This window comes from Vibrio sp. THAF64 (assembly GCF_009363455.1).
GTDB lineage: Bacteria > Pseudomonadota > Gammaproteobacteria > Enterobacterales > Vibrionaceae > Vibrio > Vibrio coralliilyticus.
On record NZ_CP045357.1, the window covers coordinates 312544 to 325110 of the forward strand.

The 12567-nt window shown below is 49.6% G+C and carries 12 protein-coding genes; 5 read left to right on the plus strand and 7 right to left on the minus strand.

The features are described from left to right. Nucleotides 1–21 precede the first annotated feature (21 nt). Nucleotides 22–381: a MerR family transcriptional regulator gene (locus FIU99_RS26315; RefSeq protein ID WP_039951355.1), complete on the plus strand. Its 360-nt coding sequence runs from the start codon at nucleotides 22–24 to the stop codon at nucleotides 379–381. Nucleotides 382–432: 51 nt separating this feature from the next. Continuing rightward, the gene (locus tag FIU99_RS26320) at nucleotides 433–1008 is read left to right on the plus strand and encodes an NAD(P)H-dependent oxidoreductase (protein ID WP_152472850.1); all 576 of its coding nucleotides are present in this window, start codon (nucleotides 433–435) and stop codon (nucleotides 1006–1008) included. A gap of 380 nt (nucleotides 1009–1388) precedes the next feature. On the opposite strand, the gene FIU99_RS26325 is transcribed toward FIU99_RS26320, so the two are convergent. From FIU99_RS26325 to FIU99_RS26335, 3 genes are all read right to left on the minus strand, one after another. Further along, entirely contained in the window at nucleotides 1389–2273 is an 885-nt protein-coding gene (locus tag FIU99_RS26325; protein ID WP_152472851.1) for a flagellar motor protein MotB, read from the minus strand. 596 nt (nucleotides 2274–2869) lie between these two features. Beyond that, on the minus strand, nucleotides 2870–3640 hold the full coding sequence (locus FIU99_RS26330; protein ID WP_152472853.1) for a bifunctional 2-polyprenyl-6-hydroxyphenol methylase/3-demethylubiquinol 3-O-methyltransferase UbiG: 771 nt from the start codon (nucleotides 3638–3640) through the stop codon (nucleotides 2870–2872). A 252-nt stretch (nucleotides 3641–3892) separates the two neighbouring features. Beyond that, a complete protein-coding gene (locus FIU99_RS26335; protein WP_152472855.1) occupies nucleotides 3893–4429 on the minus strand; it encodes a TetR/AcrR family transcriptional regulator in 537 nt (178 codons plus the stop codon). Nucleotides 4430–4627: 198 nt separating this feature from the next. Here FIU99_RS26335 and FIU99_RS26340 point away from each other — a divergent pair, with 198 nt between their 5' ends. From FIU99_RS26340 to FIU99_RS26350, 3 genes are all read left to right on the plus strand, one after another. Next, nucleotides 4628–5248, plus strand: a complete 621-nt coding sequence (locus FIU99_RS26340) for a hypothetical protein (protein WP_152472857.1) — start codon at nucleotides 4628–4630, stop codon at nucleotides 5246–5248. A gap of 221 nt (nucleotides 5249–5469) precedes the next feature. After that, a complete protein-coding gene (locus FIU99_RS26345) occupies nucleotides 5470–6150 on the plus strand; it encodes a choloylglycine hydrolase (RefSeq protein ID WP_152472859.1) in 681 nt (226 codons plus the stop codon). A 122-nt stretch (nucleotides 6151–6272) separates the two neighbouring features. Then, nucleotides 6273–6995: a protease inhibitor I42 family protein gene (locus FIU99_RS26350; protein WP_152472861.1), complete on the plus strand. Its 723-nt coding sequence runs from the start codon at nucleotides 6273–6275 to the stop codon at nucleotides 6993–6995. A gap of 83 nt (nucleotides 6996–7078) precedes the next feature. Here FIU99_RS26350 and FIU99_RS26355 read toward each other — a convergent pair whose 3' ends face one another. From FIU99_RS26355 to FIU99_RS26370, 4 genes are all read right to left on the minus strand, one after another. Further along, complete coding sequence (locus tag FIU99_RS26355; protein ID WP_152472863.1) at nucleotides 7079–9457, minus strand: RICIN domain-containing protein; 2379 nt, start codon at nucleotides 9455–9457, stop codon at nucleotides 7079–7081. 433 nt (nucleotides 9458–9890) lie between these two features. Then, nucleotides 9891–10877, minus strand: coding sequence for a thermonuclease family protein (locus FIU99_RS26360; protein WP_040122634.1), 987 nt, complete (start codon nucleotides 10875–10877; stop codon nucleotides 9891–9893). Nucleotides 10878–11023: 146 nt separating this feature from the next. Next, a complete protein-coding gene (locus FIU99_RS26365; RefSeq protein WP_152472865.1) occupies nucleotides 11024–11989 on the minus strand; it encodes a sensor histidine kinase in 966 nt (321 codons plus the stop codon). A gap of 12 nt (nucleotides 11990–12001) precedes the next feature. Next, entirely contained in the window at nucleotides 12002–12544 is a 543-nt protein-coding gene (locus tag FIU99_RS26370; protein ID WP_006958449.1) for a heme NO-binding domain-containing protein, read from the minus strand. Nucleotides 12545–12567: the final 23 nt, after the last annotated feature.

The following is a 12567-nucleotide window of genomic DNA, read 5'->3' on the forward strand; positions in this document are numbered from 1 at the left end:
TAGATACGTAAGGGATACGCGATGTTTATAGGAGAGGTAGCCAAAAAAACAGGCTCGACCCCCAGAGCAATCCGGCTGTACGAATCACTCGGTTTATTGCACGTAAATCGCCATGGGAAGTATCGTGTCTACACACAGCAAGATGTCGAATTCATTGTCATTATCAAAGAGGCTCAAGCGCTGGGCATCAAATTAGCGGAATTGCAGTCTCTAAAGACTCGACAAGCTGATCTCGATTGGGTCGCTGTCTTATCAGTTCTAGACTCAAAACGGACGGAGGCTTTGGCGGATATAAGAGAGCGCCAACGTTACCTAGAAAAAGTGCAACAATGTAAAGAAGAAATCATAGCGTGCATAAAAGCACTTGACTCTGCCCCTTAGGTCACAGTGTATCTTCTGCTTAACTTCACACTATCTTGTAGAGGATTTACCATGAAGAAGATACTGGTCATCAATGCCAACCCTAAGTCAAGCAGTCTATGCCATGCTTTAGCCGAGCACTACGCTGAGTCCGCGTCTATTCGACACGAAGTAAAAACAATTCACACCGGGGGCATGAACTTTCAACCTGACTTAAGTGAAGGATATGATAAGCTTATGCCCCTCGAAGCAGACTTGATCCAGTTTCAAGAAAAAATCTCTTGGGCCGACCACATTGTGATTGTTACCCCAGTCTGGTGGGGCACTGTTCCGGCAAAATTTAAAGGCATCATTGATCGCACATTCTTATCGGGATTTGCTTTCAAGTACGAAGCAGGTAAAACTCTTCCTAAAAAGCTGCTCAAGGGAAAAACGTCCGAGCTTATCATCACGCTGGATACGCCCGTTTTTTGGTACAAATGGGTTCAAGGTAATCCAATTTATCATCACCTCAAACGCACAATCTTAGACTTTGCCGGCATCAAGAATCTATCCACACTCTTCTTAGGACCGGTGATTCATTCCAAGCCAGAGAATAGGGAAAAATGGGTGAAGAAAGTGCAGCGCAGAGGCGCCACTTTCGCTTAGACTGGCACTTTTTGCGTAAATGTTGTCAGAAAACACCGTCCTCTTTTGGATACACTGGTTTTCCTTTCCAAGTCCAATATGCAGGTCTGCTAAATGGGACGGACTTGGGGAGTACTAAGCTCGGTTAGTGGGGCTAGTTGAAACATCATATTGAGTATTTCAATATACCACAGCCAACCAGTTCTCCTTCTTGGTTGGCTTTTTTTCAATTCTTCTCTTTTTCCTGTTTGATGGACCGTTTATGCCGAATTCTTTTCAGCACTTTTCCCCTTACAAAGCCATAACGAATTGGTTTGATTGATCTTACTTTGTAGCTTGAGCATTATTACGATCACTCTCACTACGTTTATTTCATGGCTAAGTGATGAACCCTCTCACTATTATTGAGGTGAGCCTACCTCTTGATCTTGTACACTGACCTCATCACTGATTGTGGGCTCACCTTGTCGCAGACTGATCTCCACACGCCGACTACTCCCAACTGAATTAGGGTATTGCTCGGAAGACAAAGGCTTGTGTTCAGACCAACCTTGTATCGCCACACGGTGAGAATCAAATCCCGGGACCTTTTCCATTTCCAACACCACTGAAGCAGCTCGCAACGCTGACAGATCCCAGGAAGAACGATAGAGCTCGGAATCAAACGTCATCGACGAGGTGTGACCCGCGATCCGGATTTGACCAGGCACATCTTTTATTAAATCGGCTAGCTGCCGTATCAATGGCCGAAAAGTAGGCTGGAGGAAAGCCGAGCCTTGAGGAAACATGCCCTTCTCTCGGATCCGTATCACTAACTCCTGCCCCAAGTCTTCCACGTCTACCATCCCTTCATCCACTTCTCGTTTGAATGCGGCTTGAATAATCGCAGCCAAAGCTTTATTGGCCTCATTTGACTCAGCCTCCTCGTGCCCCTTTCCCCCTCCTTGCCGCTCCTCTCCGGGCTGGAGATCTAGATGTGGTTTCGTCAGTTCACTGGTGTGCTGCATGATGAAGTTCAGCGGAGTCGGTTCCGGCCTTCCAGGCCGAAATTCGGTGGCGATGACGCTCGTGCCTTTTGGGATGTCGACCACCTTCATCTGATGTTGCACACCAAAAGCATACTCCATTGAGCCGGCGATTTGCTTAAACTTGAGCACGTCCATTTCGGAAAACGACAACAATAGAACGAAAAAACACATCAGCAGCGACATCAAGTCAGCAAACGTTGACAACCACTTCGGTGCCCCCGGTGGTGGGCAAGTTACTTTGTCGTCATCTAGGAGCATTTTTTGTCACCTTTTAGGCGTTCTTTTCAAGACTATACTTATCATCCTAAAGCTTCCCAGATCATGGATATAGCCTCAGTAGAGAAGCTGTCTATTTCTGCGGCTGTATTGTCCTTTTCAATGACGCACGATGCGGTTAATTTCTTACACCTATGTCCCCCTATAAGGTCTTCAGACTATGGTCGAAACCACCCCACCACAGCCTCAAACGCTGCCAAGTCTTCGTGCTTCTTGGACGGTGGAAAACAAAGTCGAATGGCTCCTATCGGAAGGTCCACCGAGGCCGAAAGCAGTCAATGCCACTCAACGACACCAGAATTTATTACTATTCTGTGATTTGCGAGAAAGTTCACTCCTGCTAAACCACGTAAACCTACTGGCAGTGTTATACAGCTTACACTGGTTCGCCCTGTTACTGCTCTGTCTTGAGTGGATGTCTTGGCCAGCTTTTCTTGTCAACTTCGGTCTGCTGGCTGGGGGACAAGTTACGCTTATGGGTCGTTTAAGGCGGCGGATCTGCACGGCCAGCTAATTAGAATTTCGGCCCATTAGCCCTCCGTCGCGGAAGAGAGACGCTCATAAGCGGGCAATTGTCATCAACCTTTGGTCGCTTTGATTGAAAACAGCATTGGAACCTGCTGATTTTGATGTAAAAGCTGGTACCCTTCATTTGGGACATATTCAAGCCCATCGAAGCAGTTGTATGGGCTAAAAGGATGTTCCGAAAACGTATTGATAATCAACCCCGCATCGAGTAACGCCGCTAGAATTTCTCCGAGTGAGTGCGACCACGTCACCGTCGTAGACTCTGTCCCATCACAGTTTTCAGTGTAGGTCCCTTCTTGCTCAATTTCAGGTTCTTGCTTAGGGAAGTAGGAATAACCGCCGAGCAAGTCGTTAAACGGGTGAAACTCAACTAAATGGAATTCGCCCCCAGCTTTCAGAGCACCCGCGATCATTTGCGCCCACTGAGTCAAGTCAGGTAACCAGCTGAGCACACCATACGAAGTAAACACGATATCGAACTTTTGATGGTTGTGCTGTCCAAATTGGATCACGTCACTTTCAACAAACGAGGCCTCCAAACCAAGAGCGTGGGCAAGCGATTTCGCTTGGTCTATCGCCTCGCCGGATAAGTCAACTCCTGTAACCTTCGCTCCAAGCCGGGCCCAGGACAGTGTATCTTGACCGAAATGGCACTGAAGATGCAGTAACGATTTCCCCTCCACATCCCCGACCTGTTCAAGCTCTACGGCATTGAGTGAACTCTGACCGTTCATGAATGATTCGATATCATAAAAGTTTGAGTCGACGTGGATTTTTGTGCGTTGATTCCACGTCTTTTTATTGATGTCCAAGTAGTCCATAATTTTTGTTCCTATTGATCAGCTTAACTAAATAGAGGTTCCAGTACCCTAGTGTTATTTGCTTGGGCTGGGCGTGTTGTGCGGATTTGCATCCTCAGTTTAGTAAAGATAGACACACCAGAGCGGAGTGAGCGTCTCAGCGACCTTCATTTCGCATCTCCCCTGTACGCCACGTACAATACGCTGGTATGGAAACAAAAAATGACAAATTTCAGGAAAAAACAGACAAACCATGCTGCGTCAATATAGCCACTATTCACTTAGAGCAGTAATCCATGACACAACTGTATCAATAGGCGTTGGGTTGGCGCTCAATAAACGCATCAATAACCCCCCCATGAGCAATGCTAACGCCTGTTGCGCGTTCGATTTACCCACCCATTTCTCCAACTCGAGCAGCAACCTTTCATCAGACATTTTCAACAGCACGTCGTCGGCCAATTGTTGTCGGTCTCGATTTTTCACATAATCCAACAAGACCGTCATCTCACCTTTAAACCGGAGATCCAGTGAACTTACCAATTTTCTCAACGCATCCTGCTTGTTCTCTGGGACTGGCTCGCCAGAGGATAAACCGTATAGGCTCGAAGGTTCTAACACAGATTCTGTACACGCTGTAAACAATGCCTCTTTGGTCGAAAAATAATAGTAAAGTGCCCCCTTGGACATACCAAGTGCTTGCGCTATTTTTCTCATTCCTAACCCGTGATAGCCATGTTCAGAAAATATCGTTACCGCTTTTGTGACGATCTCTTTTCGGTACGCTTCATGATCAACTATTTTTGGCACTTTGAGCTTCTCTTTCGGTCAATGGATACCATCATAACGTGTTTTCATCAGAGTCAGTACCCTTACCTTCTAAGTAAAAGTCCACTTGGACTAAAAAGTTGACATAATGCTCAATTTCGAATTATATACATTTTAGACCGGTTGGACTTTTAAAGTAATCAGCTTTTTCACCCTATTTTTCAAAACGAGGATCGACTAGTGTCAGAGAACCACATTACTGTAAAAGGTGCCGTTATAGACTGGCGCTGTCAGGGGGGATTCAATTTTACCTCCGGCTATGGCGCCACTCGTGCAGAGCATGCCCTCGCCAATTATGCGGCACTTATTGTCCCTGTGATTTTGTATTTCTTTTCGTGGCGAGAGTTAAACTGGAGTCTGTGGCAAGTAGGCATTGCAGCGGTCTTGACCCTCGATATGGTTGGAGGTGTGTTGACCAATTCCTTAAACTCGATGAAGCGCTTTCTGCATACAGAGGGGAGCGTAAGCAATGAGAGCTGGCTCGCGCAACTAGTCAGAAGTCGATTTTTGTTTCCTGCGATACATGGCCAGCTGTATCTCGTACCGTTATTCTTTGACATTGGGTGGTCATATGCGTTCATCTGGTACACCATTATGATGCTGTCTGTTTTGCTATTGCATTTTTTGCCCCTATACCTTCACCGGCCAGTGGCCTTACTAGCAGTCATGCTGTCCATAATCCTGTCTGATCTATTACCTTCCCCGATCGGCTTGACTTGGCTAGCCCCTGTTTTCATCATTAAACTGGTGCTGTCTCATGGCGTTCGTGAAGAACCCTACCGCCCTAAAGTGCTGGTATGAACATTGAGACATCAATGCCATTCATTTCATAAAAGAGCCCGATTACTATAACCATCAATCATCGTGGTAAACACTCTTTAGCAATGAAACAAGAACAATTCCAACGAAGTACAAAATAAGCCTCAATGCAGGCTTTTTTGTACTTGATACCGAAATGAGACTGCACAGCTGATAAAAACAGGGTTCAATAAAACCACCCCCATCGTTACCGTGGAAAAGACATGTTTTTGTTAACCCATCCTGAACAACCAATGCCTCATCCCTTTATCTCTTCGCCTTTGGCGTTTCAAATCTCTTCTTTAACTTGGTTTCGCACCCAACAAGTGTTTGAGGTGAGTGTGCAACCTGAACCAGATACCGCCCCTCTGCGCGCTATTTGGTCTGGGCAATTTGCCTTTTCTCATCAAACATTTCCGGACGCATTGCCTCATGATTTAATGACGCAACAAGGGAAGAACGAAGCTGGCTTACAGCTTGCACTCCGCATAAGCAATGACAAGGTCCGCCCACGCTCAACCTTGACCATCCCCACGAACGCCTTTGTGCTCAGCCAAGCGCACATCGGGACCTTCATTCTCTCAGCATTTGACGACATTGACGCCATGGTGCGCTTTTTTTGCTCATACCCCGTTTATGTAGTTGATGCTCCTTTCCTTGAAGCCAACGGTCAGACAATGGATTGGCAGCTCCATCTGAGCGACGCGCACCATCGCCGCGCCGTTCTCACCAAAACGCAGCAAACGCTGCACATTCATTGCTCAGCCCTGCCCCCTTCTCTTGCCAACGTCACCCACCTCCCTTTTGCTTTCCGTTTCGATGGGTACCAAGTGGTGATTGACACGCTCCCTACCACCAACCGGTTTTTATCCGAGAGCGTCTTCATCGCTCGACACATTGAATGATACCGAATTGATACTGCCTGGACGCCTCATCCTGCCTAGAGTATGGACGTCACGCAAACAATCACATTCACATGCGGGACAAGGCATACGCCTTTTTATCATTCAACGTCAGGAGAAAACCAATGACCACACTCCAACAAAAACACATCAAAAAGGGCAGCACTTTTCAAATCGAACTCAAAGGCAATGCATCCACTGGTATGAATTGGTGTCTAAAAACGTTACCCTCTAGCCTGATGCTAGTGGGCACAGAGGTGTACCCAGATCCGCATCCAAGACACGTCGTCGGCTACGGTAACACCCAGGCATTCACCTTCAAAGCGATCGCCACGACCACTCAGCCGCAATTGCTTGAATTCGTTCTGATGCGCATTTGGGAGACCGAAGCAGTTGAGAGTCAGCAATTTGAGGTGACCGTCAGCGAGCATGAACATGAAGTGTCATACCAGGTCATCAACAATTACTTCAGTGGCAACACGTTACCCGCGGACGAACAACGCTATTTCGTGTTTGATGATCTGAAAGCCTTCCAGTCGGTTTTCCACCCTGCGGCAACCATGGGGCCTCAAACCTGGCTCACCGAAAAGGACTTCAAACACCATTTGGTGGTTGCAGTGGTCGAGCCCGAAGCTCAGGCCATCACTGAGTACGCGTTCAACACCCCACCTTATATCGAAAATGACACTTTAGTGCTTAATTACCGCACTGAACAGCGCCCTACTGTCGGTACCACGTTCCGATTCAGTAAAATCATCATGGTCGAACGGGGGGATTACCAAGCCGTGCGCTTTATTGACAACGAGCACGAGATCACCGAGCCAGTGCCAGCGCTCACCCAGGCGTAACACCTAAGTTTGAATGAGGTAAAACCGATATTAGTAAGGAAAAAAGGCGCGAAAACGCGCCTTTGGTTGCGAGTACCACCCGATCAAGGCGTTGAGAATGTCCAGGCTTTACTGCTCTCATCACTGCAATTGATCACCACCGCACGGTACGAATTCCACTGGTTGGCCTGCATGGATTTCAAGCACTTTCCAGTGCTGCGGTTTCGGATCTGGAACTTGTCGTTATCATAGGGCCCCAAGAAAACCCAAGTGGCGCTGTCACTGGCCGTACTGACGGTGGCCATCGCCGCAAAGTCATACTCGTTGGCCCCTTCGTCGGCCAGATAGGTTCGATTGCCCGTGTCCATCAGCAGATACCCATCGTTGTGGCTTTCCAACGACAGGTGCTGTTTCGACAGGCTGCACATGCCCACGGCGTAACCGTCAGGCGAGCCAGCGACGTTGTATTTTTTCGCCAAGCAACGACCGTCGTCCTCAAGTGCGAGGTTTTGTCCCACAGGTGGGGTTTGGTACTCCAGAGCCCAGACTTCAGTCGCAGCACTATCGCCACACGCTTGGGCACTGGAGCCAGACACCATGCACTGACCTGTCGATTGATTACGCAAGGCGAAATAGCCATCGCCATTGGTATCCAGCACATACCATACGCTGTCACCGTTGATGGAAATCGTCCCTCCTGCGCGAGGCGCATCATTGTAGTAGTAAGTGGTGGTAGAAAAGACGATCCCGCTATTTTGGTGTTTGAGGTACGCCGCATCCGTCCAGCGTTTGATTTCGTAGCCATCGGCCAGTTCAGTCAGCACAAATTCATACGCATTGGCGCTGCACGCTTGGCTGAGACAGGTTTGAGTTTGTACATTTTTGAACCGCACTAAGCGATCGTCGGTAGGTACATGGCTGCCATCAATGTTCCAGGCGTAGGTATCCCAAGAACAGGTGGTGGTCATGACTGCATCGCTGTCATCGGCCTGCAAGCACAATTGGGTGTGCTTGTTGCGGATCTGATAGGCGCCAAGCGTATTGGGTCCGTCGAGATACCACGTTGAGTCGGTGCCGCGCACCGAGCGGATCACAAACCCTGTGTCGTCTTCCCCTTTGTCTTTAAGGTAACGCGCGTCTTCGGCGCGCATGATGGAATACCCATCACTGTAGGGTTCAAAAACAAAGTGGTTGGCGTTGGTTTTGCAGTAGTCCGTCACCTGCCCGGCGGCGTTCATACAACGATTGCGTTCACTGTGCCTGAGGCGCAGCGCGTTATGAAAGTCAATCGCCCCCACGGAGTCAAGGTGCTCGTTGCGCGTCTTGATGAGGTTAGTCAGATCCCACGCATCAAGCACATGAGCCAAATCGTAGAGTGTCGCTTTGACATCCGGGATCTTCGAGTCGGGATCCACCAAAGACGCGTTGTACACCTCAGCCACTCGATTGTCTCGCCAGGTGGCACACATCGAGCTTGGGTAGCTGGTGTAACCACTGTATTCATCGGTGTAGGTTTCCCCACTGCACTGACCAATAAACGAGGCTCGGTAATCCATCAGCTTAGAGTTGGCGAAGTCAACATTGACAGAGATCAGGTGGGCGTTGCGGCCATTGGCCACCACCTCTAAACCGATTTGTCGCAGAGTTTCGCCCCACAGGCCTTGTTTGACATTCATGAAATCAAAAAAGGTGCCGTAGCCGAGGCTGCAGTTGTAATCGTAGGTTTTGGCCGTCTCCGGGCGCGTCAGCACCGATTCGATATCGATGTTGTAGTCGTAGACATCAAATAGAGTGGTGTACGCTGGCAACGCATCATTGTCCACCCCATTCCAATACGGCGGCTCTGCTAGGTTTTGGCAATAGTGATCGAACTCGGCGCGATGCAAAAACGCCATTTGCATCGCCGCAACAAACCCAGGAATCGTGGTGTTGGCCAGAGTATCAAACACGGCGACTGAGCCGTGCCCATTCTCCATATCGGCAAAGCGATCTTGGATCTTATACGCCAATTCATTGGCCAAATCCGCGTAACGTTCTGCGGCTTCGAACTGGTAGTAGTCCAACCCAGATGAGACATTGCGCTGCACGTCATGAATGATGGTTTCCAAGGCATACATGTCATCAGTCAGTTGGTCCACTTCCAAACTCGACAAACGCGATTCGAACTGGGCAAGACACGCCACCAGCTCTGGATCGGCGCCAGTCACACTTTTTTCGGCGATGCCGCTGGTGATGGTGAAATACAAGATGGGATACAAGGTAGCGAGGGCCGACAGATCGGACGAACTGCCGAGTGCAAGGCCCACCAAGCTACGGACTAGGGTGGTCGATGCGGCTTGGTAGTCAACGGACGTGGAGGTGCTGCTGGTTTTGGAGGCATAGTCATAGCACGCGCCATAGAGGCCGGAGGCTTGCGCCGAAGACGTCGTGATGGCGGCACCTAACCCAAGCGAAACGGCCAACGCCAGAGTGGGTTTGTTCATGGAGTCTCTCTCTTATTATTGATTAGTGAGGTGAAATAGTGAATTCCAAATGTTGCCCGTCTCGCCAGAGGGGGAGTTCCGCGTCAACACATTCGCAAACAAAATACCAATGACAACAATTATTACCAAAAGTAAAACTAATTTACAAAATGGCAACATTTGGAAGGCGCGATTATAGGCTGCCATCCGTCGATAATGCAACCGTTCCCACTACGAGCAACAACGCCCTAAAAAACAATTTAACTCCTTGATATTTAATTATTTACAATCTATAAAATCAGGCTCCTCCGACCACGAATTCGGCGCCCTTTCCGAGCACAGAGTTGGATCCCGATCCCTTTCTCAACAGATCCCCTTCCTATCCCTGTGAGTCTCAACCCTCGCTGACAAAAAAGCCGCATCGAGTGCGGCTTAAAAGAGCGTTTGTTCATGATTAGGTCTGCTTTGTCCAACCTCGTTGCTCAAACAATGGAACATACTCTGGTGGAATGAACAGTCGGTCTTCTGGCCGCGTGTGGATGTAGTTACACGGCGCGCAGATCACGTCGTCGTCCGCCGACAAATCGATAAAGGGGCGGGACGGGGCACAGCGGCGACTGAGGAAGCGCAGCTCAAATGGCTCAAGCAACAAGGGGGCAACGTCGGCCCCTTTTGGATCTTGCGTGTGACCAAACACGCCTTCCTGCGACTCTCGAGCGCGACGAACGGCGGTTCTGGCACGTTGTAACGAGTGATCTCCCCGCAGTTGTTGCCTAAAGGTTTCTGGATCGTCATACACCGCGGCCAGCACACTCTCTGCTCGTCGAAATGGATTGACATTGGGCCAAATGAAGTAAGGCAGTGCGTGGCCCGTTTCTAACAAATGTTGATTGTAGGACATCACATAAGCCGGAGGCACTTCCATCGCGGGGTTGCGTTTGTCCAGTTGCACGTAGCTGAGTAGTCGCCCGTAGCTATCGACGATATCGTAGGCGAAGGGAAGAAAGAACCGAAAGGTCTCGCGCGTCAAACCGTAAATATGCATGTCGGCCTCAATGAGCGCTTCGAGCTGTCGTTCGGCACGCTTAGCGTGCACACTGTGGTTGAACGCCACGGCAGGCTGTGCCAGTCGCTGCCGCAGATCGGCACTCAATGACTCACCGAGCACGACATCCATGTCAGACCAATCCTCGACTAGGGCCTCAAGATAAGCGTGCCAAGCTTGGGTACCCAAGGACTGAAAATCGCCATCCCCTTGGATCTCGAACGACGTTTCAGGGGTATCAATGCCCAGAAAGCGAATGGAAAAATTGCCGTCTACAGCGATGGTCAGCGTGTCTCCGTCATGCACCGCTTGCTTCGCCGAGCCAATGTGATCACCATAGCGCCCAAGTTGACCGCTGGTGTATTTGAGGGTGTTGCCTTGGATCACTTTGCCCATGGGGTCCTCTCCTTGCTGTCGTCTGTCTAACGAAAAATGAAACTATGCGCATAATCATTCACAAGCATAGACGATGAGAAACGGACAGTTGCGCGCGAGCACTGTAAACAGCAAGTTTTGAGCGGACGATCACACCGCGTAAATGATCACGCTGATAATCCCTCTTCACTCGCTCGCTGGCCCAAGGGGAGAAAAATACCAAAGCAGGTCCCCACCCCCACTTTGCTGTTGACACTGATGTGACCTCCGTGTTTTTCGACCAAATTGTGGGTCACGGACAAGCCCAACCCGGTGCCTTCGCCCACTTTCTTAGTGGTGTAAAATGGGTCGAAGATTTTCTCTTTGACCTCGTCGGACATCCCTGCTCCATCGTCTTTGACTTTGATCAGGATACCTTGCACGCCTTTGTAGACCTGCGTGCTGACGGTGAGTGTCCCTTTATCCTCACACGCGTGGGCGGCATTGATGAACATATTAATGAGGATCTGCTGAATGCTTTGCCCATCTGCCTGCACCGAGGGAAGCTCGGGCAGCAAGTGCTTGGCCACCTCCATCTTGTATTTGATTTCATTCCACACCACTTTCAGCGATTCGTCGATGCAGCGATTGATGTCGCACAGCTCCCTCGAATTGCCGCCTGCATGGGTCACTTGCTTGAGGCTCGATACGATGTTGCGAACTCGGTCAAGTCCGCCAAGCGTTTCATCGATCAGCGCCTGCGTGTCGTCTTTGAGTTCGTCCATTGCCAACGCTTGACGCTGCTGCTCGTATTGATGTTTCAGATCATCGGGAAGTGCCGCTTGGGTCATCATCCACTGGTCGAGTTGAAAAATGTGTGACAGGTATTCACTCAGGGTTTGGACGTTGCTCATCGAGAACCCGACAGGGTTATTGATTTCATGAGCCACCCCGGCAGCTAGTTGGCCGATGGACGCCATTTTAGCGGCCTGAATGAGCTGCTTTTGACTCACTTTTAATTCTTCCAACGTCTTTTCAAGCACGATCACGTTATCGTACAAATCTCGCGTTTTGTCCGCCAGCAAACGCTCGGCTTCGGTTCGCGCTAACCGCTCACGCTCGTAGGCGCGCTGATAATTCACCCCACCGCTCATGGTTATGCTCCATTAATCAAATGAAACGATGATCTTGCAGTGCTGATCGTCCCGATGCAGGCACTCTGGGTGCGCCAAGTGGATGGGTTGGTTGAAATGTTCAGAAGCGCCAACAATCAGTCCTTCCGCTAGTTCACACAGCGCTCTGTCAGAATTATAATAAATCACCAACGACCCATCGTCTTGTTCCTCGTACGCGAATGTGGGCAAATAGGCTTGGGGGTAGAGCCGTTTGACTTCTTTGTGAATGACGCTGTCGATCGCGAGCAGGAAGGTTTTGAGATCGGTGATTTGCGAGATGTCGGTGGGGCAACTGTCATAGAGTTTTTTGAACAGGTAGTGGCCAAATGCACGCACCAGTTCCCCGGCGGGCAGGTTGGTCTTCTCGGCTAACGCACCAACCATGTTGATCAGCTCACTGTCGGCGTAGTTGCCACCTGCGGTGTAGACACCGCCGGATTCTGGTTCGGTCGAGTCGATCAGATCATCGAGCATCTCCATGCCCATTTTTTCGATGATCATATCGGAAAATGCTGTAAAGACGGCTCCTTGCATACCGATCTCCTTCTCTGTTGGCT

Coding starts and splice junctions, on each gene's coding strand:
- FIU99_RS26360 (WP_040122634.1), bottom strand. CDS start 10,877: ATGGGCAAAGTGATCCAAGGCAACACCCTCAAATACACCAGCGGTCAA.
- FIU99_RS26355 (WP_152472863.1), bottom strand. CDS start 9,457: ATGAACAAACCCACTCTGGCGTTGGCCGTTTCGCTTGGGTTAGGTGCC.
- FIU99_RS26330 (WP_152472853.1), bottom strand. CDS start 3,640: ATGGACTACTTGGACATCAATAAAAAGACGTGGAATCAACGCACAAAA.
- FIU99_RS26320 (WP_152472850.1), top strand. CDS start 433: ATGAAGAAGATACTGGTCATCAATGCCAACCCTAAGTCAAGCAGTCTA.
- FIU99_RS26370 (WP_006958449.1), bottom strand. CDS start 12,544: ATGCAAGGAGCCGTCTTTACAGCATTTTCCGATATGATCATCGAAAAA.
- FIU99_RS26315 (WP_039951355.1), top strand. CDS start 22: ATGTTTATAGGAGAGGTAGCCAAAAAAACAGGCTCGACCCCCAGAGCA.
- FIU99_RS26365 (WP_152472865.1), bottom strand. CDS start 11,989: ATGAGCGGTGGGGTGAATTATCAGCGCGCCTACGAGCGTGAGCGGTTA.
- FIU99_RS26345 (WP_152472859.1), top strand. CDS start 5,470: ATGTTTTTGTTAACCCATCCTGAACAACCAATGCCTCATCCCTTTATC.
- FIU99_RS26350 (WP_152472861.1), top strand. CDS start 6,273: ATGACCACACTCCAACAAAAACACATCAAAAAGGGCAGCACTTTTCAA.
- FIU99_RS26325 (WP_152472851.1), bottom strand. CDS start 2,273: ATGCTCCTAGATGACGACAAAGTAACTTGCCCACCACCGGGGGCACCG.